The organism is Belliella alkalica, from assembly GCF_022549785.1.
GTDB classification, from domain to species: Bacteria; Bacteroidota; Bacteroidia; order Cytophagales; family Cyclobacteriaceae; genus Belliella; species Belliella alkalica.
In genome coordinates, this window is record NZ_JAKZGO010000005.1 from 286402 (window position 1) to 308396 (window position 21995).

General features: G+C 37.8%; 18 protein-coding genes, 1 tRNA gene and 1 pseudogene. 2 read left to right on the forward strand and 18 right to left on the reverse strand.

Annotated features, from left to right (window positions below):
* Positions 1 to 92: 92 nt before the first annotated feature.
* From MM213_RS08490 to MM213_RS08535, 10 genes are all read right to left on the reverse strand, one after another.
* Positions 93 to 908 (reverse strand): Cof-type HAD-IIB family hydrolase, encoded by an 816-nt coding sequence (locus MM213_RS08490; protein WP_241411345.1) that lies wholly within the window; start codon positions 906 to 908, stop codon positions 93 to 95.
* Entirely contained in the window at positions 908 to 1180 is a 273-nt protein-coding gene (locus MM213_RS08495) for a hypothetical protein (RefSeq protein ID WP_241411347.1), read from the reverse strand. The genes MM213_RS08490 and MM213_RS08495 overlap by 1 nt, the downstream gene beginning before the upstream one ends.
* A 31-nt stretch (positions 1181 to 1211) precedes the next feature.
* Positions 1212 to 1646: a hypothetical protein gene (locus MM213_RS08500; protein ID WP_241411349.1), complete on the reverse strand. Its 435-nt coding sequence runs from the start codon at positions 1644 to 1646 to the stop codon at positions 1212 to 1214.
* Positions 1643 to 2167 carry a RidA family protein gene (locus MM213_RS08505; protein ID WP_241411351.1) on the reverse strand — a complete coding sequence of 175 codons (525 nt, stop codon included), beginning with the start codon at positions 2165 to 2167 and terminating at the stop codon, positions 1643 to 1645. Before MM213_RS08505 ends, MM213_RS08500 begins: the two co-directional genes overlap by 4 nt.
* Positions 2168 to 2222: 55 nt before the next feature.
* On the reverse strand, positions 2223 to 3431 hold the full coding sequence (locus MM213_RS08510) for a glycoside hydrolase family 57 protein (protein WP_241411353.1): 1209 nt from the start codon (positions 3429 to 3431) through the stop codon (positions 2223 to 2225).
* A gap of 2 nt (positions 3432 to 3433) precedes the next feature.
* Positions 3434 to 4714, reverse strand: coding sequence for a glycosyltransferase family 4 protein (locus MM213_RS08515; protein ID WP_241411355.1), 1281 nt, complete (start codon positions 4712 to 4714; stop codon positions 3434 to 3436).
* Positions 4715 to 4723: 9 nt separating this feature from the next.
* Positions 4724 to 6640: an amylo-alpha-1,6-glucosidase gene (locus tag MM213_RS08520; RefSeq protein WP_241411357.1), complete on the reverse strand. Its 1917-nt coding sequence runs from the start codon at positions 6638 to 6640 to the stop codon at positions 4724 to 4726.
* A 111-nt stretch (positions 6641 to 6751) separates the two neighbouring features.
* Positions 6752 to 6892 (reverse strand): hypothetical protein, encoded by a 141-nt coding sequence (locus tag MM213_RS08525; RefSeq protein WP_241276659.1) that lies wholly within the window; start codon positions 6890 to 6892, stop codon positions 6752 to 6754.
* A 100-nt stretch (positions 6893 to 6992) separates the two neighbouring features.
* Positions 6993 to 7068 (reverse strand) — tRNA-His (locus tag MM213_RS08530).
* Between the two features lie 82 nt (positions 7069 to 7150).
* Positions 7151 to 8491 carry a dihydroorotase gene (locus MM213_RS08535; protein ID WP_241411359.1) on the reverse strand — a complete coding sequence of 447 codons (1341 nt, stop codon included), beginning with the start codon at positions 8489 to 8491 and terminating at the stop codon, positions 7151 to 7153.
* A 137-nt stretch (positions 8492 to 8628) separates the two neighbouring features.
* Between MM213_RS08535 and MM213_RS08540 the strand changes: the two genes are divergently transcribed.
* A complete protein-coding gene (locus MM213_RS08540; RefSeq protein WP_241411361.1) occupies positions 8629 to 9993 on the forward strand; it encodes a DEAD/DEAH box helicase in 1365 nt (454 codons plus the stop codon).
* A gap of 590 nt (positions 9994 to 10583) precedes the next feature.
* Here MM213_RS08540 and MM213_RS08545 read toward each other — a convergent pair.
* Together MM213_RS08545 and MM213_RS08550 are read right to left on the reverse strand one after the other, a co-directional pair.
* Positions 10584 to 11171, reverse strand: a complete 588-nt coding sequence (locus MM213_RS08545; protein WP_241411363.1) for a hypothetical protein — start codon at positions 11169 to 11171, stop codon at positions 10584 to 10586.
* 453 nt (positions 11172 to 11624) lie between these two features.
* The gene (locus MM213_RS08550) at positions 11625 to 13121 is read right to left on the reverse strand and encodes a M28 family peptidase (protein ID WP_241411365.1); all 1497 of its coding nucleotides are present in this window, start codon (positions 13119 to 13121) and stop codon (positions 11625 to 11627) included.
* A gap of 204 nt (positions 13122 to 13325) precedes the next feature.
* Between MM213_RS08550 and gcvP the strand changes: the two genes are divergently transcribed.
* Complete coding sequence (gene gcvP, locus MM213_RS08555; RefSeq protein ID WP_241411367.1) at positions 13326 to 16220, forward strand: aminomethyl-transferring glycine dehydrogenase; 2895 nt, start codon at positions 13326 to 13328, stop codon at positions 16218 to 16220.
* A gap of 826 nt (positions 16221 to 17046) precedes the next feature.
* On the opposite strand, the gene MM213_RS08560 is transcribed toward gcvP, so the two are convergent.
* From MM213_RS08560 to MM213_RS08585, 6 genes and pseudogenes are all read right to left on the reverse strand, one after another.
* The gene (locus tag MM213_RS08560; protein ID WP_241411369.1) at positions 17047 to 18156 is read right to left on the reverse strand and encodes a DUF4934 domain-containing protein; all 1110 of its coding nucleotides are present in this window, start codon (positions 18154 to 18156) and stop codon (positions 17047 to 17049) included.
* An 83-nt stretch (positions 18157 to 18239) separates the two neighbouring features.
* Positions 18240 to 18461 carry a hypothetical protein gene (locus tag MM213_RS08565; RefSeq protein ID WP_241411371.1) on the reverse strand — a complete coding sequence of 74 codons (222 nt, stop codon included), beginning with the start codon at positions 18459 to 18461 and terminating at the stop codon, positions 18240 to 18242.
* A 180-nt stretch (positions 18462 to 18641) separates the two neighbouring features.
* Positions 18642 to 18839, reverse strand: coding sequence for a hypothetical protein (locus MM213_RS08570; protein WP_241411373.1), 198 nt, complete (start codon positions 18837 to 18839; stop codon positions 18642 to 18644).
* A gap of 77 nt (positions 18840 to 18916) precedes the next feature.
* Complete coding sequence (gene der, locus MM213_RS08575) at positions 18917 to 20230, reverse strand: ribosome biogenesis GTPase Der (protein ID WP_241411375.1); 1314 nt, start codon at positions 20228 to 20230, stop codon at positions 18917 to 18919.
* Positions 20231 to 20241: 11 nt separating this feature from the next.
* Positions 20242 to 21132, reverse strand: a complete 891-nt coding sequence (gene era / locus MM213_RS08580) for a GTPase Era (RefSeq protein WP_241276641.1) — start codon at positions 21130 to 21132, stop codon at positions 20242 to 20244.
* A 252-nt stretch (positions 21133 to 21384) separates the two neighbouring features.
* Positions 21385 to 21995 (reverse strand): annotated as a pseudogene (locus tag MM213_RS08585) (glutamate racemase); the annotation flags it as partial.

A 21995-nucleotide genomic window follows, 5' to 3' on the forward strand; every position in this document is an offset into this window, starting at 1 on the left:
ACTTAAGTTCAGAAACCAGTTAAAAGTAACAAAAAAGATTAAAAAATGATGTTTTTCCCAATCTATTTGCTGCAGAAATCCCCCAACCTGACTTACCCCAGCAGCATCTCCTCTATCATCACCGCTACACCATCTTCTTTATTGCTTAAAGTCACTCGATCTGAAATTGCTTTGACTTCTTCGCGGGCATTACCTACTGCCACACCAAGACCTACTGCTTCAAGCATTTCTATGTCGTTATAGTTATCTCCAAAGGCCATCACTTCATCCATCCTAATTTGATATTTTCTTTCAAGAAGCAATTCTAGGGCTGATGCTTTGGAAATCGACTTGGGTGCAATTTCTATATAGGTATCCTTCGACCGATAAAGGTGTAGATCAGACCCCATATGTTGCTCCGCATTTTGGAAGAAAAAATCGATCTCTTCTGCCGGCCCCATACACATTACTTTATGGGCACCTTTGTTCCTACCTCTCCAAAGCGCCAAGACCTGATCCAAAGGTTGGAGTGTGGGGTCAACTTTTGTATTCCTAGCTTCACGCTGAGCCCAATAGTCAAATTCTGGCTCATACCAATCCTCGGCTTGATACAGGCTCACATGAACTTGTGTTCCTTTGGCGATTTTCACCAATGCCTCACAGTGGTCCAATGAAATAGACACGTCATCAAGTACCTCTTTTGGTTTATCATGAATGACAAATCCGCCATTGTAACAAATTAGTGGCTCGCCCAATCTGCCCATATCCCTTTGCAAATGCCGCATGGCATCTGGCATTCTAGAGGATGCAAGAATTATTGGAAAGTCTTCAGGCAATCTGGAAATCGCCTGAAGTAATCTTGGGGAAAGAACTCTGTCCCCGTTCAATAGTGTACCGTCTATATCGGTACAGATCGCCTTGATTTGCATTATTCTATAGGAAAGTCTTTGAAATTTTCGAAAAATCCAGAAATAGCTCCAAAACCAATAAAGAGGAAAAATAAAGTAAAAAGCGAAAACCAAACTGCTACCCATAGCAATTTTGCTTTGGCCCAATTGGATTTGTTGGGGTTTCCATTTTTGTCGAGTGCCCACACGATCAGCATGATAAATCCAATCAATGGCAATCTTGCAATAAATACTGTCAAAAACCAATCACTTGTGTTGACCGGGGGATGTTGAAATTCTTGGTTAAAGTTCATAAGGTTGTTGTTTGGTGGAAATTTGTGTTTGTTATAGATTGGGATCCAGAAAATCCTTTATCTCAAATTGGTATTCATTGATTGCGACATTCTCCATGTTCATGGGGTCTGTTTGTACAAAATAAATGATGATATTTTGGTAATCAGAAACTTTCGAAAACCCTTCTACGTAAAGCGCTGCACATTCTCTGGCTACACTTTCTTGATTTCTCACAAAAGCTTCTGATTTTCCATTATATAACCTAATTTCTATCAGTCCAGAGGATTCACCATTAACTGTTTCTTTTTTGACATTGACTTCAGAACTCTCAAATTCACCAAGAGCCAAGATTTCGCTAGATGGAAAAAAACCTTCCCCCATCATTTTATTCATTCCCCAAACAAATCTCTTGAGGGCTAACTCTGAATCGCAAGAGGCATGCAATACAGTAAAAAGCAATAAGTAAAGGATGGAAATTCTTTTCATTTTGCAGCTACAGCTTCTATTTCTATCAATAAATCTGGATTTGCCAAAGCATATACAGCTATCGTACTTCTGGCTACTTTATTTGGATTATCTTCATTATTGAAATATTCTCCATAAGCCTTGAACCATGCATCCCAATCAACTACACCTTCTTTGTTTGGTGCGAGATAAACTCTTAGAAAAAATACATCTTTCAGATCAAATCCTCCTTCATTCAAAGTAGCCTGAATTTTATCTAAGATGCTGATACTTTGCTGATAGGTATTTCCATAACGTTCATAATTACCAACTGCCGCATCTGGATTGATTGGGTCAGCTACCAACCCTGAAGTGTAAAAATATGCCTTATCACCTGGGATTTTGACTCCTTTCAGAATACTTGCTTCAGGCCTATCAAATCTGGTAACGTCTTCCTTTTTTTTATTGGAAGAAACCCCAACTGCCCTATCTTCAATTTGCAAACTACATGACACAACCAAAAGGACGCTGAAAAGGGTACAAATCAAAGATATTTTTCTCATTTAAATAAATGTTGATTCTGTTTGTGCCAAAGGTTTTGGCACAAACAGTTTAGAATTATGAAGATTTATTGTCTTTAACCTTTTTTTCTACTCTCAAGATAAAATCGCTCAATACATTCATATAATTGATAAATGCATCATAAGGAGAATCATAAGGGCTAAAATATGCATGGATATCTCCGTCTGAGAAAAACTTGGTACACATATAGTAGAAGTGATCCGATGTCTGTAAGTATATCCAATCCCTCTGAATCTCTTCATCATCAATTCCTTTAACTTTATCAGCCAATTCGTATAGCTTCCCAAACGCTTCATCCTGAAGATCATTACCCAACCATGCGGTCAAATCCCGCTCTTCATCCGCCCATGAAATCGGAGTAGGTACGTGAATGGAAGAAACTATTTTGGCATTTCTTGCAACTTCTGATGTGGTAGAAAACCCAAAATCACTTCCTCTGAAAACCGCTTCCGGCAAAGCTCTCATAAACTCAAAAATCCCTGAATCTGCCCATTGATGCTCTCCGAATGTTTCATAATCCATAAATAAATTCAGAGTTTCTTCTTCTTTTGGTATTGCATTGATCCATTTGACAAACTTATCAGTGGTCAAAGGATAATCTGGCCACGATTTGTTACTAAATCTAAAGGCTATATCATCACTCAATTGGAAGTTTTTCAACAGAACTTTTAACTCTGGATTGATTGAATTTTTATAAACAAAATTCGGACTTTTCCAGCCTAAGATATGCTTTGCACCTTCGGTGAGTATGCCTTCATATCCAAGTTCTGCTACAGTTGCCCCAATAGTATCTGAATATATTAATTCTGTGTTTCTGAAAATTTTTGGCTCATATCCATTGAAATGCTTTTTGATTTTTTCTTGATGGATTTTCACTAGTCTTACAAACTCATCTTTGTTTTTTAATGCACTTAGAGAGTGTCCATCAGTCTCATTCAATAGTTCTACATGCCCTGTGGCAACGAGCTTCTTGAAACTTTCCAAAACATCCGGCGCATAAGCTTCAAACTGATCCAAGCATACGCCTGAGATTGAAAAACTAACTTTGAAAGCCCCGTTATAATGATTAATTAAATCCAAAAGCAGCGCATTCATTGGCAGGTAACACTTTTGTGCTACTTTTCTCATGATGCTCTTATTGCTATAGTCATCCCAGTAATAATGGTCATCTCCAATATCAAAAAAACGATAAGGCTTGATCCTTAATGGTTGGTGTACTTGAAAGTAAAAACAGATAGTTCTCATGGCTATTCTTTTGTTATTTTATCGTAAACAGTTACTAGTTTGGCGGCGACATGCTCCCACTTGAGGTTTTTTAGTTCCTCACTTCCTAATTCTTTAAACATTTTGGAAATACTAGGATAGTGTAAAAGAGCAAAAACTGCATCAGCCATTGCATCCACATCCCAAAAATCAATTTTCACGGCATTTTGTAAAACTTCAGCAACCCCCGATTGCTTAGAAATAATTACAGGAGTATTGTGCCTTACGGCCTCAAGTGGTGCTATTCCAAACGGTTCGGAGACAGATGGCATCACATACACATCAGACATGGCATACATATCATCTACATCTTGACCTTTTAGAAATCCTGTAAAATGAAACCGAGTACCCATTCCAAGCTCAGCTACGCGATCAATCATTCTATTGAGTAGATCACCATTCCCTGCCATCACAAACCTTACATTAGGATCCCTATCAATGACTTTTTTGGCTGCTTCCACAAAATATTCTGGCCCTTTTTGGAAAGTAATTCTTCCCAAGAAAGTAACAATTTTCTCTGGCACTTTCTTTTTGACTTTGGATTCTATGATACTTGCATCCAATACTGCATTGTGCAACACACTTACCTTATCTGGATGAACCCCATACTTATTGATAACAATATTACGGGTCAAATGACTAACAGCTACCACATGATCCGCTGCATGAAGTCCAGCATATTCAATGTCAAAAACAGGCTTGTTGACTGACTCTCCAGATCTATCAAACTCAGTAGCATGTATGTGCGCAACCAAAGGTTTTCCACTAATTTGCTTTGCTGCTATTCCTGCAGGATATGCCAACCAGTCATGTGCATGAATCACATCATGGTCTTTTGATTTGGCGATTTGGGCTGCTACTAGAGCATATCGGGAAACCTCCTTCATCAAATCCTTTCCATATTTCCCACTGAACTCAAACTTATTGCTAAAAACACTTTCATCTACATCCACGCGGTCATGCAAGGCATAGTCAGTATATTTTTTGAATTCTTCTGGACCAAGATAGGGCACCAAAAAGCTACCCACTTCAAGATAGGTGAGGTTTTTCCAAATCTTTTTGAATTTTTTTTCTTTATAATCTATCGTCACATCGCTGGCATTGACAAAATCTGCCAAAGGCTCTTCATCTCCCCAGAGCTTCGGGACGACAAAAATGATATCTTGGTTATGATGAACCAACCCTTTGACAAGTCCATAGCAGGCAGTACCAAGACCCCCAGAAATATGTGGCGGGAATTCCCACCCAAACATTAAAACCTTCATAAAAATAATTTATACTTGTTTCACTAGATACATCATTCTCAATAATTCTCCAATACTCCATGCTTGTGAAATAGCGCCTTTTGGTCTATGTGGAGGATCTCCATCATAAATCTCAGCTATAGTTCCCACACCGTATTGCGCCATAACCTCATCAAAACCCTTGATGATCTTCTCGATAAAATTCTTCCCAGATTTGCCATGTAATCTCAAATAGCCTTCGGCAAAATGACCTAACAACCAAGGCCAAACAGTTCCGTTGTGATAGGCGACATCTCTTGTAAATTGATTCCCAAAATAATATCCTTTATATGCTGGATCATCTGGAGAAAGTGATCTAAGACCTTTTGGAGTCAACAACTTTGACTTTACAATCTCCAAGACTCTGTCCATTTGACCTTCCTCTAAAGGGCTATATGGCAATGATGTCGCAAAAAGCATATTTGGTCTGATTGACCAATCTTTGAAATTGCCATCTACATAATCTGCAAGATAACCTTTCTTCTCATCCCAAAAAACATCAACAAAGGTAGCTTTGACCTTTTCTGCTAAATCTGAAATTTCTTTATCACCTGTCAATTCATTATAAAAACACAAGGCGTTATACCATAATGCATTAATTTCCACTGGACATCCGATTCTTGGAGTAACAGGTCCATCTGAATTTACAGCATCCATCCAAGTAAGCGCAATCCCTTCTTCTCCTCCATACATCAAGCCATTTTCTTGCATGTGTATATTGTAGTCAGTTCCCGAACGGTATCCATCGATGATGCCTTTCATTTTTTCGAGATACTTCTTTTTGATAGTTTTGGTATCTCCTGTGAAGTTTTGATACTGCTGCAGTGACCAGAAGAACCAAAGAGGAGCGTCCATCGAATTCATGTTTCGCATCACTCCACTTCCTACATTAGGAAATAGCGGGCCATGCAAATCTGCAACCATCGTATCCATTATTTCTAAGAAAGTCTCCTTGTTGCCATCTGCCAAGGTCAAGCCCGGAGTAGCTACAAATGTATCTCTACCCCACCAGCCAAACCATGGGTAACCTGCGATAACATGTGTTTTGCCATCTCTCTTTTGGATAAATTGACCAGCTGAATTTTTAAGACAGTTTTCAAAATTATTTCTGGGAATTCTTCTTGCCAACTCTTTTTCAAAAGCCCTCTGCCTTGTGCTTGGATCCGCTTCAGTCAAGCCAGCAGAAAAAATAACCGATTCCCCCTTTTCAATATCAAATTCAAAATAGCCTGGAACAAATAAATCCTCCTGATAATCATAACCTCGCTCTCTTTCAAGGATATATTCAATATTATTATACCAGTTAGGATTTGAAACAAACTGATTCTTTTTTGACAATTGTAAAAATAAAGGGTTGTACTCTGGGTAAAGTTGAAAACTTGCACCGTTTGGGACTTTTTGAAAATCCCTATTCAAATTTTCATTTTCTTTTGAAAGATTATGATACCCTCTGAACGCCAAAAAAGGACTAATTCTAATTTTTGTAGGAGAATGTGCATCCAAGAGCGTATATCTTATCATCACACGATCTCGGTTTGTATCCAAAATCAATTCTTTTTGAAGCGAAACTCCTCCTACCCTGTATGTTAATTTAGGAATAGGTTCAGAATCAAAATCTTCAAGATACTTGTGTCCTCTTGGAGAATAATTCCCTGGGTATTTGTTGATCCCTAGATTAAAACTTGCCCCTCTTTGAATAACCGTCTCGTGAACAGTGGATAAAAGCACATGTAGCTGTGTGTCAATTTGTGGTTGAGGAGAGACCAACAACCCATGATACTTCCTTGTATTACAACCTATGATCGACGTAGATGTATATGAACCACCTCTATTGGTTCTAATAATTTCGCGATCTAGTGAATAGTTAAGGTTTATTAATTGGGTTTTGTCAAAATGTATGTAACTCATTTGGTTAAAAGTTTGGAGATTTCCATAAAAATAGTTTTTACTATCCAAAAGAAAAACAATTAGGCAAAAAATAAAGGTTATGTTTCCATAACCTTTTAAATTATTCTCTATTTAAGAGCTTACACTTTCTTTTTGTAATTCTTCGAAATTTTTGATAGATTCTTCAAATTTCTCTATGTAGCGCTGGATAAACTTGATGTTCAGAGGCTGCACTTTCGGAAATTTTGGCGAAGCTTTGTATAATGTAAACATTGCCGTATAGTTAAAATTCTAAATTTATTTTTTTGTCCTAACAAAATTAATGCCACATGAATTATTAAATGAAAAAAACCCCTCTAATCGAGGGGCTTAAGGGTGGAAGACCGGGTTCGAACCGGCGACCTCTGGATCCACAAACCAGCGCTCTAACCAGCTGAGCTACAACCACCATATATTTGCTCTAACCAGATCATTTACCTGATTGGACTGCAAAAGTAGTATTTCGGATTTTTCAAAGCAAATAATTTCTAATTATTTTCTAGAAAATTTTAACCTCTCCCCTTTTTTATCTTCATTGAATGTCCCATTATCGTACGCTAAATGTCCTGAAACGACCGTGTGCGTAACTTTAGACTTAAATGTATGTCCTTCAAAAGGTGACCATCCACATTTAGACAATACATTTTCCTTACTTACTTCCCACGGACTATCCAAATCCACCATCACTAAATCTGCATGATATCCAGGCCTTATAAATCCACGCTTTTCAATTTCAAAAAGAATTGCAACATTGTGACTTGTTTTTTGGGCAATCTCTTCCAATCTAATCTTACGATCATGATACATGTCCAACAGTGCAACCAAATTATGCTGCGCCAAAGGCCCTCCAGAAGGTGCTTTCATGTATTTTTCATTTTTCTCTTCCAAAGTATGTGGCGCATGATCTGTAGCTATCACATCAATGTTTCCTCTCAAAACCCCTTCCAAAATACCTTCTCTATCTTCAGCTGATTTGATGGCAGGATTCCATTTGATAAAATTGCCTTTTTCTTCATAATCCTCATCCGAAAACCAAAGATGATGAACACAAGCCTCAGCAGTGATCCTTTTTTCTTCCAAAGGTAAATTCTCGTCAAACAATTCAACTTCTCTAGCAGTGCTAATATGAAGGACATGCAGTTTGGATCCATGCTGCCTTGCCAAATCAACCACTCGCTTCGATGCGTCGTAACATGCTTCTGCAGTCCTTATTTTGGGATGATATGAAGAAGGGATATCTTCACCAAATTCAGCTTTGTACTTCTCAAGGTTTTCTTTGATGATATCATCATTTTCGCTATGCGTAGCGATCAGCAATTTGCACTCTGAAAAAATTCGCTTTAAGCTTTCCTGATTGTCCACTAGCATATTTCCGGTAGAGGACCCTTGAAACACCTTGATTCCACAGACATTTTCTGGATCAACTTTCAGAATTTCTTCAATGTTGTCATTGGTAGCCCCCAGATAAAAAGAATAGTTGGCAAGAGATTTTGCGGAAGCAATCTTATATTTATCCTCGAGAAGTTCAATAGTTGTTGCTTGTGGAACAGTATTTGGCATTTCCATGTAAGAAGTAATACCGCCTGCCACAGCTGACTTACTCTCTGTGTAAATATCCGCCTTATGTGTCAATCCCGGTTCTCTAAAATGAACTTGATCATCAATAAGCCCTGGGAAAATATACTTTCCAGTCCCATCTATTTTGATATCCGCGTCAAATTCTGAAAGATCATTTCCGATATTATAAAATAAGCCGTCCTTGATAAGGATATCAAGGGGGGTAATCTTACCTTCATTTACTATATTTGCACCGGTGATCAAAATACTTTTCATGGAATTTTATTTTAATGTGAAAGGTTATAAACAACTGTAATTGACAAAAGGAAAAAGCCAATTACTTAAATCAACCAAAAAAACTTTATTTGAGTTTAGTTCCAAGCCTTTTTCCTATTCTTCAAAAATAAACAATCATGTCCGATAGCACCCAATCTTTTGAAAATTTTAAATTAAATAAACAGCTTTTGGAAGCAGTCAAAGAAGCGGGCTATACCAAACCTACTCCTATTCAAGAAAAAGCAATCCCTCTTGCTTTGGCTGGGCATGATGTCTTGGGTATTGCTCAAACTGGAACTGGCAAAACCGCAGCTTATGTGCTCCCTGTTCTTTTCAAGGCTAAGTATGCTCAAGGGCAAAATCCTCGTGTCTTGATTTTAGCTCCGACAAGAGAATTGTGTATGCAAATTGAAGAGGCTGTGATCGATTTCGGTAAATTTACCGATTTGAGATATGTTTGTCTTTTTGGTGGACTAGGTCCAAAAACACAGATCGAAAAACTTAAAGCCGGTGTGGATATCATCATCTCCACACCAGGAAGATTTATGGATCTGTATAAAAAAGGTGAAATATTCGTCCGTGAAATCAAAACCATGGTGATGGATGAAGCCGACAAAATGCTTGATATGGGATTTACGCCTCAAATCAGAGCTATTTTAGAAGTAATTCCTACGAAAAGACAAAACCTTCTTTTCTCTGCTACTTTTAGTGAAAAAGTAGAGCGACTTTCTACAGAATTTTTGGAATTTCCTGAAAGGGTTGAAATCTCCGCACAGGCTACAACAGCTGAGACCATTCATCAGATTAAATATTTGGTTCCAAATATCAAAACCAAAACCAACATTCTAGAACATATTCTAGCAGACGAAAATGTAAAGCGAGTGATCGTTTTCACCAAATCGAGAAAAAATGCAGAGTCTGTTTATACTTACCTAAGCAGAAAAAATCTAGGAGAAATCCGTGTGATCCACGCTAACAAAGGACAAAACACTCGTATCAACTCAATGGAGGATTTTAAAGCTGGAGATGTACGAATTCTAGTAGCAACTGACGTAGCAGCAAGGGGTCTAGACATCACCATGGTAAGCCATGTCATCAATTTTGATGTGCCATTGATTTATGAAGATTATGTTCACCGTATCGGAAGAACAGGTCGTGCTGAGCAAGATGGTGCAGCCATTACTTTTGTCAATCCTGCGGAAATCTATCATTTCGAAAGGATTGAAGAAATCATTCGAATGACAGTTACAGAAGCCAACATTCCTGATGAGGTTTCCATCACGCCAACTCCTTTTATAGAAAAACAAATCTATGATCGGGAGATTGACGGGCAAAAACGAAAGGAAAACCCTGATTTCAAAGGGGGATTCCACGAGAAAAAAGCGATCCCAAGGCCCAATCCAAACAAACCAAAAGAAAAGCGTGGCAACAAAAACTCCAAAGCCAAGCGCAACAGAAATCAGATGAAAACCCAAGGGAAGTGGAAGAAGAAGGGAGGGTAAGGGATTAGAAGATTAGAAAATTGAAAAATTGGAAGATTAGGGGATTGGAAGACTTTGTTGGAAGGTTGCAATGTTGGAAAGTTGGAAAGTTGGAAAGTTGGCTTCCGCGGGAAGAGATAGGGGTTGATTGAGTTATTGGGGATTGGTTAATAAACTTGTGAGTCATATCGACCGTTAGGGAGATATCTCAAATTGTAAGATTAAAGATTGGAAGATTTGGGGGAGGTTATATTGGAAGGTTGCAATGTTGAAAAGTTGGAAAGTTGGCTTCCGCGTGAAGAGATAGGGGTTGATTGAGTTATTGGGGATTGGTTAATAAGTTACTTGTGAGTCATATCGACCGTTAGGGAGATATCTCAAATTGTAAGATTAAAGATTGGAAGTTTTTTTTTGGGGGGGGGGTATGTTGGAAGGTTGCAATGTTGAAAAGTTGGATTGCGCGTGAAAAGATAGGATTGTTCAAAGATTAGAAAATTGAAAAATTGGAAGATTAGGGGGACGGGAAGGTTGGAAGAATATATTGGAAAAACTTGCATACCTAATTGACTTAATAATCTAATTGACCAATCACTAATCAACAAATAACTTCTCTAATTTCTCGGTGGATTGATCATGATGTGGGCACGATGAGTTCCTGGATCCATGATCCATGGCATGGATGGCCCTGAAGGACGAAGTGGCAATCCTGTACTTTCGGAAGTAGCCCAAGGGATGTAAACCACATATCTGAGATAGGAATCTTTTACTTCTCCTGTTTTCGGATTGTAATCAGCTTCATCGGCTGTCAGTACAAAAAGAGTTACACCATCTTTTGGCATCTTCAATTTGCCAGATTTTGTTTCTTCCTCTCTAATATCGAAAATTTCCTTTGCATTTTTCCCTTCTTTTTTAAGCTGTCTTCCTCGCTCCATAAAAACATCCAGATCCTTATGATAACATGAAGCATTAAATCCAGAACTTGTCGGATCATCAGCCAAACAGATCAGCTCATTGCTCCCCTTTCTTAAAACTACAAATTCACCTTTTTCACCATATCCATACACCATCGCGCCTTCTTTCATTTCTTCTGGAGCAGCAAGCAAGGCTGTTTTGATTTGGATTTCTTTGCTGGGGATTTCCTGTGCATTCACAAATGATATGAAAAGTAAAAAAAAGACAAAAGTCGGTAGATACTTCATAGCTTTATCGAGTTTAGGGTTTTCTTAAAGTTAGGGAAAAATCAGTGAAAAGGGAAATAGGGATATTCGTGATTTCTCGGAAAGGTGAATAAAGGGGCAAAGTTCGCCATTGAATCTTATATCTTGCGTATTGTATTTCTGTCGCGTCCTGAAATTAATTGACACTTTTTTTTGATGTTTCTTTATTCTCTTCAGCTATTCAATTGCCACGTCAGGGCATATTCTCATTTCTTTGTCAAGACACTAATGTCGCACATCTTATTTCTTTTGTCTCTTGTCTCACATCTCATATCTATAAACAAAAAAAACCTGCCAGATTTAAATCCAGCAGGCTTTAGCATTAAAACCTTCGAGGTTTTGGAAACCTCAAAGGTTTGTGTTCAAATCTAAAATCTGAACTTTTAAATCTAAGACTCATCTTTTACCCTTCCTCAATTCCTCCTTCATCCTTTCTTACCTGTCTCCTCTTGTATTCGTGCCATCTACAGGAGTTCTTTCTTCTCTGTTGGCCAAATCCCAAGATGTGTGGAAGATGAGTTTTGCTCTTTTGGTCATCAGTGGAAACTCGATTTTGTCAACAGTGTCAGTATGCTGATGGTAATCATCATGGACACCATTGAAGAAGAAAATCACTGGAATGTTGTGCTTGGCAAAGTTGTAATGATCCGATCTGTAATAGAATCTGTTTGGATCATCTTCAGCATCATATCTGTAATCAAGTTTCAAACCTGTATAGGTAATGTTGTTGTATTCATTGATCACTTTCAAATGGGAAGAAAGCATCTCTGAACCGATTACATACACATAATCTTGGTCTTCAGCATCTTGATACTCATAATCAATCCTACCGACCATATCAATGTTGATGTTGTTCACCGTATTTTCCAATGGAAAAATTGGGTTATTCGAGTAGTATTCAGAACCCAAAAGTCCTTTTTCTTCACCTGTTACATTTAGGAAAAGGATGCTTCTTCTTGGCTTGATGCCATCTTTTGCTGCTGCTGCAAAAGCTTCTGCTATCTGCATGACAGAGACAGTTCCAGAACCATCATCATCAGCACCATTGTTGATTCTTCCTTGGCTATCGATACCTGTATGGTCATAGTGTGAAGAAATCACCAAAACTTCATCCTTCTTGTCAGTACCTTCCAAATAGCCCATTACGTTTTCCGTTGGTACCAATTTGGTGGATTTTTTAATTAGGTAAGAAGCTTTTTGAGCCTTGATTGATTCAGGATTGTTTTTGGCAGCTTCTTTCAAAATCTCCACAGGAGTATTAAAAAGCGAAGACATTTTATCAGAACTCACCAAGAAAATCGGCTCTTGCTTGGATGGCTGCTCAAAACCGAGTCTCCCACGTCCACTTAGGGACTTGTATCTGTTTGCCAATCTATCAAAATTCGCCTGACCTTCCATAGTCACGATGACAATACCGGCAGCACCAGCATCCATGACATCCCTCACTACTGTTTGCGCACGCTCACCAATTGCCCAAAGACCTACGATTTTTCCTTTCACATCTACCTTTGCAAGGTTCTCTTCAGATGCAAGACCAAGAAAGACCAAATCCGCTTTTGCGGCTTTTTTCATGTCACCATCTCCGATGAAAACAAAATCTTCATTGTTGACAAGTTTTTGCTTTCCTACAATCAAATTGACATCAGAAAAAGATACAGATGCCAGGTTAAATTTTTGGAGATAGTCACCTTTGACAGGCCCTACCAGACCTAGTTCTTTATAAAAATTTGATAAATATTCCGCTGCCATCTTTTGCCCTTTCTCTCCAGTATCTCTTCCTTCTAGCTCATCAGACGCCAAATATGTTAATTTCTCTTCCAAACCCTCTGCGGTAATAAGTTCCGCGTATTTCAATTGTGTAAGGTCTTGTGCATTTGCCTGCCAGACAAGGCACATTGACAGCATTCCTGCTATCCAATAGTTTCTCTTCATAAGTAATATCTAATGGTTTTTCTATTCTAAGGGATAAACTTAGCAAATTATTCTTAATAGAATAAAACCGTTTATCAATTTGAACTGTTACGAAGGTATAAATCTTGAACTTATCAAATTGATATCCTGCAATAATTTATACCTTTGCAGTACCAAAAATCAATGAGGATATAACCCCAAAAAATTCCCTTTACATTATTGATTATGAAGATTAATCTTTCCCCTACTACAAAGTTTGAAAATAGGCACAATGGCCCTTCTCAGGAAGATGTGAACATGATGCTTGAAAAAATTGGTGCTGCTTCGATTGAAGAATTGATAGACCAGACCATACCAAAATCAATTCAATTGACTAAGCCTTTGGACTTGCCAAGTGCGAAATCTGAAGCAGCTTTCCTCAAGGAGTTCAAGACTTTGGCATCCAAGAACAAAATCTTCAAATCATTTATTGGTTTGGGATATTATGATACTATCGTACCCGGTGTGATTTTGAGGAATGTTCTTGAAAACCCAGGATGGTACACAGCATATACGCCATATCAAGCAGAAATTGCTCAGGGTAGACTAGAAGCTTTGATCAACTATCAGACCATGGTGATGGATCTAACAGGAATGGAAATGGCCAATGCATCCCTTTTGGATGAAGCAACTGCTGCTGCTGAAGCAATGACCATGCTTTATGCTTCCAAGCCAAGAGAAAAGAAAAATGCACATAAGTTTTTCGTTGATGAGAAAGTATTTCCACAGACTAGAGATTTGTTAATAACTCGATCTATTCCAGTTGGGATAGAATTGGTAATAGCTCCTTTGGCTGAATTAGATTTGACTGATGCGGCGATTTTTGGTGTTTTGCTTCAATATCCAAATATGGATGGTGAAGCAATCGATCACGCTGCTCTCGTAGAAACTGCCAAAGAAAACAATATCCTAACAGCCTTTGCCACAGATTTGTTGAGCTTAACCTTACTGACACCTCCGGGAGAAATGGGCGCTGATGTAGTAGTAGGCACTAGCCAAAGACTTGGAGTTCCTATGGGTTTTGGTGGCCCTCATGCTGCATTTTTCGCTACCAAAGAAACATACAAAAGACAAGTTCCAGGGAGAATCATCGGCGTCTCACAAGACAGAGATGGAAACAAGGCCTATAGAATGGCTTTGCAAACTCGTGAGCAACATATCAAAAGAGAAAAAGCAACTTCCAATATCTGTACAGCGCAAGTATTGCTTGCTGTGATGGCTGGAATGTATTCTGTCTATCACGGGCCAAAAGGCTTGAAAGAAATCGCCGCTAGAACACACGGATTGGCAAGTTTGACAGCCAAAGCATTGAAAACAATGGGCTTTGAGCAAGAAAACTACAACTTTTTTGACACAATAAAAATCAAAGTTGATGCCGTACAGAAATCCAAAATTCAGGCTTTTGCCCTATCATCTGAAATGAACTTCAGATATGAAGATGGAGCAATATTTCTTTCTTTTGACGAACCAAAAACACTGGAAGATGTGAAAGCGGTGGTAGGGGTTTTTGCAAAATCAACCAACCACAAAGCTGAAATAAATTGGGATGAATTGATCAATGGATTGGAATTGAATCTTCCTGAAGGTTTGGCCAGAACTTCTGATTATTTGACTCACCCAGTTTTCAATCAGTTCCACTCGGAGCACGAAATGCTCAGATATATCAAGCGTTTGGAAAACAAGGATCTTTCATTGGTACATTCCATGATTTCTTTGGGTTCATGCACCATGAAGCTCAATGCTACTACAGAAATGATTCCTGTAACATGGCCTGAATTCGGTCAATTGCATCCATTCTGTCCGCAAGATCAGGCAGCCGGATATTATGAATTGTTCCAGAACTTGAGAAATTGGTTGACAGAAATCACCGGTTTCGCAGACACTTCATTACAGCCAAATTCTGGCGCACAAGGGGAATATGCTGGCCTGATGGTTATCAGAGCATATCATATGAGCAGAGGAGATCACCACAGGAATATCGCTATCATCCCAACTTCAGCCCATGGAACCAACCCTGCGTCTGCAGTGATGGCAGGTATGAAAGTGGTATTGGTGAAATGTGATGAAAAAGGGAACATTGACATCGATGATCTAAAGGAAAAAGCCGAAAAACATAGCAATGAATTGGCTGCTTTGATGGTGACTTACCCTTCCACGCATGGGGTTTTTGAAGAAGCTATTCAGGAGATCTGCCAAATCATCCATGACCATGGTGGACAAGTATATATGGATGGCGCCAACATGAATGCACAAGTGGGCTTGACTAGCCCGGGAAGTATCGGTGCTGATGTTTGTCACTTGAACCTCCACAAGACTTTCTGTATCCCTCACGGTGGTGGTGGACCTGGTATGGGGCCGATTTCTGTAGCTGAGCAACTAGTACCTTTCCTTCCTGGAAATCCACTAGTACAGACTGGTGGAACCCAAGCAATCAATGCTATTTCGGCTGCTCCATTTGGAAGTGCGAGTATCTTGCCTATCTCTTATGCTTATATCGCAATGATGGGTGGTGATGGACTGACGAATGCTACCAAGATGGCTATATTGAACGCCAATTATATCAAAACAAAGCTTGAAGAACATTATCCGATCCTTTACACTGGAATCGGAGGAAGAGCAGCACACGAAATGATCTTGGACTGCAGAGCTTTCAAAGAAGTGGGAATTGAAGTTGAGGATATCGCTAAGCGATTGATGGATTATGGTTTCCACGCCCCAACAGTATCATTCCCGGTAGCCGGAACACTGATGATCGAGCCAACAGAATCAGAAACAGTATCAGAATTGGACAGGTTCTGTGATGCCATGATCGCTATCAGAGCAGAGATTCAAGAAGTATATGATGGAGTTGCGGATAAGGAAAATAACGTTCTCAAAAATGCTCCACATACAGCAAGCTTAGCACTGGCTGATAACTGGGATCTTCCATATACAAGAGAAAAAGCAGTCTATCCACTACCTTATGTCAAAGGAAACAAATTCTGGCCAACTGTCAGAAGGATTGACTCGGCTTATGGAGATAGAAATCTAATCTGTAGTTGTATTCCAGTAGAGGAATATGCATCGGAAGTCGAAGGATAAAAACAAAAAATCCCCTATCGTAAATGATAGGGGATTTTTTGTTTTAAGTGGGTTTGGGAGAATGTTATCAGGTAACTCAACCTTTGAGGTCTTTTTTAGACCTCAAAGGTTTTATATCCAATTAATTGGCATGAGTAAGTTATTGGTGGATGGGTGACAACGATGTGATTTTTGGGCCTTTTTGTTCGACCCCTTTGGGGTCGGGAGAGGGGATTCTGGTCACTTTGTCCATGGGTTTCACCCATGGTTATTGAGAGGTTTAACCCTTTAAGGGTCGGTTTTTTGAATGTACCTGGGGGAATGATGGATATTATTGCTATAGAGTGATATTTAATAAGAAATCCTTCAAGGTTTTATGCGATTGCGATTTTAGAAATAGTATTTCCTGAAAAACCTGAAAGGTTGGAATCTTTTTGTCGAGAGGTTTGACCCTTTTAGGATCGCAAAAACAAAGTGATCAATTTTGAATTGGTTTTTATGGGTGTCAAAAAAATCTAAAACACATTATTGCAATTGATTGATATGTATATCCGCTTTTACACTAGTAGCCATTAATAATATTACTTGAAGTTGATTTCAATTACCTGAGATCGGATTACTTTAGGCTGTTGATAATTATTCGCTAATTATAAATTATATGTTTACCTACTGGAGTCATTGCGGGTAATCATAATGATTATTTCAATCAAAAAACCTTCCAGGTTCCATACGGTTGCGTGTTATAAAAACTGAAAGTATTAAAACCTTGAATGACTGAAACACCTAGTAGATTGATTTATAGACAACTAAAAATACACGAATAATATCTCTATAATTCAATAATCGGTTATTTTAAATAATATAAAGCTACAGTGACACCACCTTCATTAATATGGTTTGACACATCTTCAGGTATTTTCCCTTTACCCCAATCTACAAGATAAAGTTCATACTCTAGAATAGTAGCAACAAATTTATTTCCACCTGAGAAATAAGGAAAATTAACATTGAGGTGATTAAAGTTCCATGGTTTAATATGGATTTCATTAAACACTCCACTAAGCTGATCATACAAAAACAACACTTTGTTATCACCTGAATAACCTTGAGCGAAAACAATGTCACCCACTAATATTGGGGGAGAATTTAAGTATTTAAAATTTTTTGTCGAACGCATTTCAGCCAAAGCACCATAATCATTCTTATACGACTCAAATTCATTCGGATTTTCTAAAATTAAATTTATCTTTTTAAGAGGATTCCCCTCTAAATCAAATTGCAAAGCAAAATCCGTGACAGGCTTGTGATAATAAATATACTTATCAAATTTAGTAAATAGACCAGTATGAAACTTAACATCCATGAACCCTTCAGGATATTTTTCAAACTTGGCTAAGACATTAAACTCCTTGTCAGTTTTAATAACCTGATAACCATTTATATCAGAAAATTCGCTTTCTATTACTAACCCAAACAGAAAACCATTTTTTAGAGCAACAAAACTATCAGCCCTGAACTCAAATTTTTTAACTTCTAACAACGCCCAATCAGTAGAGTAAACAAACAAGCGCTTCCTCTGCCTATCTAAAAGTATAACTTGACCATCTGATGTAACATCAAAGTCTCCTAACCTTCTATACTCGTCTGGTCCATCCCCAATTTCCCCAAGTCTCGATATAAACTTCCCATTCAAATCAAAAACATAAACATGATTCAACCCTGTCAAATCAAGTACAAAAATAAAATTTTCAGAAATAATCAGCTTATCTACTTGTGTGAAAAAATAATCACCAGATTGATCCAAATTTATATATTCAGGCAAGTTTACAACATCTCTAATATCAAGATCTCCTTTACCAAAATAAAAACTTGTATTGGATTCGTCAAAATATGTCTTATTTGATCTATTGCATGATAAAAAAGCTAATGAAACTAATACAAAACAAAGTACTTTCATATAATAATGTATAAGATAATGAATAAATGAAAAATAAGGGATGAGTATATATCATCCCCTATCAATTTTAAAGTTTTTAATTTTTAAAAACAATCCGTTTCTGTACATGGGTTGGCATTTTCACTCATACAAAGTTTCTTGTCTCCAGTAAACCACCAGTTACAATCTACGATTTTAGCTAGACCTGTATTAGAACCAGAGCCTGGAGCTGGTTCAACTGTAGCTTGACCTGAAGAGGAAAAACTGATAGAACAAAACATAAGTGGTGCTCCCGAAAAAAGGATTTGAATAATTTTGTTTTTCATTACATTTTAATTTAGTTGAAGGTAAGATTAAATGGCTTTAAAAATGACTTCACTTATAAAGTTATTTAAAGAAAGAAAGAAAGAAAGAAGCAAATGTTTAGTTGAAAAATTAAAAAAAAAGGCTCAAAAAAAAACCTCTGATTGCTCAGAGGTTTTAAGATTTTTAAAATTGTCGGTTAATTAACCTTCAACTGTTTCTTCTACGTTTTCTTCAACAACTTCTAAAGAATCTTCAGTAGCTTCAACAGAATCTTCGATAACTTCTTCAGTCTCTTCGATTACTACTTCTACTTCGTTCTCTTCAGAAACTTCTTTGTTTCCACAAGATGCAGTGAATAACATTCCTGCTACAGCGAATAATGCAAATACTTTTTTCATTTTTGTTTGTTTCTTAAATTAAGCACACAAAGGTAACACCGTTTATGTAATTGTCAAGTTATTTACAATAATTTATTTTATTTCTTTTTGTAAGTAATTTTGATCGGAACTCCCTCAAAATCAAAGTTTTCCCTTAGCCTATTTTCAAGATACCTAGTATAAGGATTCTTGATATATTGTGGCAAGTTACAGAAGAATGCAAATACTGGATTTTTGGTAGGTAATTGCGTTACATATTTGATTTTGATATACTTACCTTTCCAAGCTGGCGGTGGGTATTTTTCAATCTCAGCAAGCATGACATCATTGATTTTTGAAGTAGTCACCTTTCTGGTTTTGTTCTCATATACTTTTACTGCCAACTCTATGGCTTGGAATATCCTTTGCTTAGTCAGCACTGAAGTAAAGATCATTGGAATCCAACGGTTTTCTCCAAGTTTTTCAAGCATATCTTTCTTGATGGTATCCATGGTCTTATGGTCTTTATCCACCAAATCCCACTTATTCACCATGATCATGATACCTTTGTTGTTTTTGATCCCCAACGAGATCAAGTTCATATCTTGCGCTTCAAATCCTCTTTCTGCATCAATCATCACGATGATCACATCAGATTCCTCCAATGTTCTCAAAGAACGCATTACAGAATAAAACTCAATGTCTTCTTTTACTTTAGCTTTTTTGCGGATCCCTGCTGTATCAGTGATGATGAAATCCTGACCATAAAGCTTGTATCTTGTATTGATCGCATCCCTAGTGGTACCTGCTTCATCTGTAACGATGGATCTTTCGGTTCCAAGAAGTGCGTTTAGGAAAGATGATTTTCCGACATTTGGTCTTCCAAGAATAGAAATCTTAGGAATCCCTTCGTCTGGATCTTGGATACCGCTATCTGGAAAGTGACTGATCACTTCATCCAACAAATCACCGGTCCCGCTACCCGAAACTGCTGCAATTGGATAAATGTCATTTTCACCAAGTCCCAAAGCATAAAACTCTGAAGCATTCAATTCTTTCTCTTGCGTATCAGCCTTGTTGGCTACGATGTAGATAGGCTTTTTGGATGATCTAAGCACATGTGCAAATTCCTTGTCCAAGTCAGTCAATCCATCATGACAATCTACCACAAAAAGAATCACATTGGCTTCTTCAAGAGCCAAGGTAACTTGTTTCCTAATCTCAGATTCGAACACGTCATCAGAACCGATCACGTATCCACCTGTATCGATTACAGAAAAATACTTTCCTCCCCACTGTGCATGACCATAATGCCTGTCACGAGTTACCCCTGAGACATTATCCTCGATGGCTTTTCTTTCCTCAACCAGGCGGTTGAAAAACGTAGATTTCCCTACATTAGGTCTCCCTACAATTGCTACTATATTTGACATTGTCTTATTTCTTATTGGTCGTAACCAAATTTCTTCAACTTATTTTTGTTCTTTCTCCAGTCATCTTCTACCTTGACATAAGTCTCAAGGAAGATTTTTTTTCCAAAGAAATTTTCCATTTCCGCCCTAGCCTGAATCCCTACTCGTTTCAAGGCTTTTCCACCTTCTCCGATAATGATCCCCTTTTGGCTATTGCGCTCTACATAGATAATGGCACGTACTCGGATAATATTTTCTTCTTCATAAAAATCCTCAATAGCTACTTCTGTGCTATAAGGAATTTCTTTTTTATAATTGATGAAAATCTTTTCGCGTACGATTTCAGAAGCGAAAAATCGCTCCGGCTTGTCTGTCAGTTCCGCTTTATCATAAAATGGCGGATGAACTGGAAGACGGTCTAGAATTTCTTGGAGAATTCGCTCGGTGTTGAAGCTTTCGGTAGCAGAAATCGGAATGACGGTCTCTGATTTGATGCGCTGTGTCCAATATGCTGTCACCTCTTCAAGCTGCCCTTCTTTAGAAAGGTCCACTTTGTTGATGATCAGAAGCACAGGGACGCCTGACTGGTTGATCTTTTCAATTACGTCTTCTATTTCTTCATCAGTTTCGAATAGATCGGTTACGAAAAGTATCACATCTGCATCCTCCAATGACATATGGACAAAACTCATCATATTCTTGTGAAGCTCGTATTTTGGCTTCAGCATTCCCGGAGTATCCGAGAAAACAATCTGATAGTCATCATCATTGATCAAGCCCATAATCCTATGACGGGTGGTCTGGGCCTTGGAGGAGATAATCGAAAGTCTTTCACCTATAAGCACATTCATCAAGGTTGATTTGCCAACATTGGGTTTACCAATGATATTGACAAAGCCTGCTTTGTGTGTGTTTTCGGTCATGACAATAATTTTGCACAAAGGTACTTGATTTTTTCCGAGTGATAATACATTTGGAGAAATAAACCAAAGAAAGTTTGGAATTAAGTAGTTTTTAACAACTGAATAGCTTTCAACTTTCTATCAAAAATCTACAGATTCAAACTTAGCAAAATCACAATTTCATGCTTCATAGCCCAGTATAACTGCTAAAAAAGGTTAGCTCTATGCGTCCCGAAATGATAGTACACTTCAATCAGTTTCATATAAAGCACATTATTTGATCAAACTGTCTTTAGGTAAATTTTTCAACTTCTTATTTCCTATATGAAAATCGACAATAGTCTGATATACGGTAGGCACAGACTCTTGTAACCTATCAAAAGTATCATCAGAAATATTTTTTCTTGAAAAAGGGACTATTTTGACATATTCCTGAATATCTCCAGCACTTCTCCCATATTTGTAATCATAGGTAAAATTTTGATTTCCTTCTGTTACTACATTTGTATTTTGGATGTTTGGAACACTTATATAAAACTCACTGTCTGAGACTTGCCCATTAGGATTCAATAGGTCATTTTCATTCAGAAATTGAAATAGCTCTTCTGCAACATTCAATGCGGGATCTACAATTTCAATGTTGGAGCTTATTAGATGTTTATACCTATAACCATCTTCATCTTGATATTCATAGAGTTCCTTTATCACGGCTTTCATTTCTTTTTCAAGATATGGATAATGTGTACATCCCAGAAGTACTACTTTGAGTGGTTTGGGATCTTTGCTAGCCTTGATTTTTTCCATCATGCTGACAAGATGATAACGTACGTAGTTTTCAGTACTATTGATCTGCAACACATCACAATCTTCGATGCTATTGCTAT